Raw genomic sequence first — 1990 nt, forward strand, 5'->3', positions numbered from 1 at the left:
CGGCCGCCCGCTCCCGCGCCGCCGTGTCGGCCTCCCGGGCCGCCTCGCGAGCCCGGGAGGCCGACACGGCGGCCCGGGAGCGGGCGCAGCCGCGCGTCGTCCGGCTTCCCCGTCTGTCCGGCCTTCCCGGTCCTTCCCCGCGGAGCGGCCGGCTTCCTGCGAGGTACGGGCGGGGGGTGCGTACGTTGGCATCAGGCCGTCCCCCGGCCGGACGTGAGGAACCGGTGAGCCTGTGACGCTGGAGATCGACTACAGGGCGCTGTTCGCCGCGACGCCGAGCCCGTATCTGGTGCTGGCGCCGGACCTGGTGATCGTCGACGTCAACCACGCCTATCTCCGGGCCACCAAACGGAGCCGGGACGACCTGCTCGGCCGGCACCTCTTCGACGCCTTTCCCGACAATCCGGCCGACCCCGACGCGGACGGCGTGCGCAACCTCGGTGCCTCGCTCGGACGCGTACTGGCCACGAGCCGCGCGGACACGATGGCCGTGCAGAAGTACGACATCCCGGTCGTCGACCGGCCCGGAGCGTTCGAGGAACGCTGGTGGTCGCCGGTGAACACGCCCGTTCTCGACGGTGACGGGCACGTCGCCTGGATCATCCACCGGGTCGAGGACGTCACGGCCTTCGTGCAGGCCCGCCGCTTCCGGCGCCAGGGCGGGCAGTGGACCGAACGCGAGGAGGGGATGGAGGCCGAGCTGTACGCCCGGGCCCGGGAACTCCAGCGCCTGAACGAGGAACTGCGCGCCGCCCACGCCCGCGAGCGGGAGGTCGCCGTCACGCTCCAGGAGGCGATGCTCCGGTCGCCGGACCTGGCCCACCACCCGGACGTCGCCGTGCGCTACCTGCCGGCCATCGGCTCGCTCAACGTGTGCGGCGACTGGTACGACACCGTGGACCTGCCCGACGGCCGCTTCACCCTCGCGGTGGGCGACGTCGTCGGTCACGGCCTGGAGGCCGCCACCGTGATGGGGATGCTGCGCAGCGCCCTGTCGGCGGCGAGCCGCGCCGTCGCCGGGCCCGCCCAGGCCCTGGAGATCCTGGGCATGTACGCCCGCTCCGTCGAGGGCGCGCTCGCGGCCACCGCCGTCAACGTCCTGGTCGACAGCCGTTCGAAGCTGATCGTCTACTCCAGCGCCGGGCATCCGCCTCCCGTGCTCCTGCACGTCGACGGCTCCGCCGAGCTGCTGGACGAGGCCACCGACCCGCCCCTGGGAGCACGGCCCGACCACGTGCCGCGCCCGCAGGCCGGCAAGGCCTTCCGTACCGGCGACACCCTGGTGCTGTACACCGACGGCCTGATCGAGCGTCGTGACGAGGACATCGACCAGGGCCTCGCCCGGCTCACCGGCGCTCTGGCCGGGCTGACCACGCTGGGTCCCGAGCGCCTGGCGGACGCCCTGCTCGCACAGCTGGGGGCCGCCGCCGGCGTGCGCGACGACATCGCGCTCGTCGTCGTCCGCCTCTGACCGCGCCACCGGGCACGCTTCGCGTCACCGGGCACCGTTCGCGGCGGCGGGCGGGCGTCGAGCTGTGGCCGGTGGTCGTCGGTCGGTGGTCGTCGGGCGTTCTGGTCCGTCCGGCGTCCGGTCGGCGCCGGGGGCGGCCGGCCGGTGAACCCGCGTGCCGGGTCCGGTACTCGGGCCGCGTCGCCGAACAGCCCGCCACCCCGACCCGGTGACGGCAGGCGGGGCCGACGCGCCGCACCCGGGACGACGAAAGGCTTTGTCGACACGTCCGGTCTGTCGCATGGTGTCCCCTGTGCCCGCGGCCGCGCCATCGGGGGACCGGCCGGGGTTCAGCAGTCCCGGGGGGACATATGGACGCGACACACGGGGACACGACACATGCGCATGCCGCACACAGGGACGTGACACACCGGGTCGCCCGGCTCGTGGACGCGAGACGGCCGGAACCGCGCCGCCGGGACGCGCGAAGAGCCGAGGCGCGCGGGGGCGCCGACGCCGCGACCGCCGGCGCCCCCGCGC

At 75.0% G+C, this 1990-nt stretch carries 1 protein-coding gene; it reads left to right on the forward strand.

From position 1 onward, the window contains the following. The first annotated feature begins 232 nt into the window (after nucleotides 1-232). Nucleotides 233-1471, forward strand: coding sequence for a PP2C family protein-serine/threonine phosphatase (locus EAO71_RS36810; RefSeq protein WP_147982129.1), 1239 nt, complete (start codon nucleotides 233-235; stop codon nucleotides 1469-1471). Nucleotides 1472-1990: the final 519 nt, after the last annotated feature.

Origin of the sequence: Streptomyces sp. MS191, from assembly GCF_008042125.1 — a bacterium.
Lineage (GTDB): Bacteria > Actinomycetota > Actinomycetes > Streptomycetales > Streptomycetaceae > Streptomyces.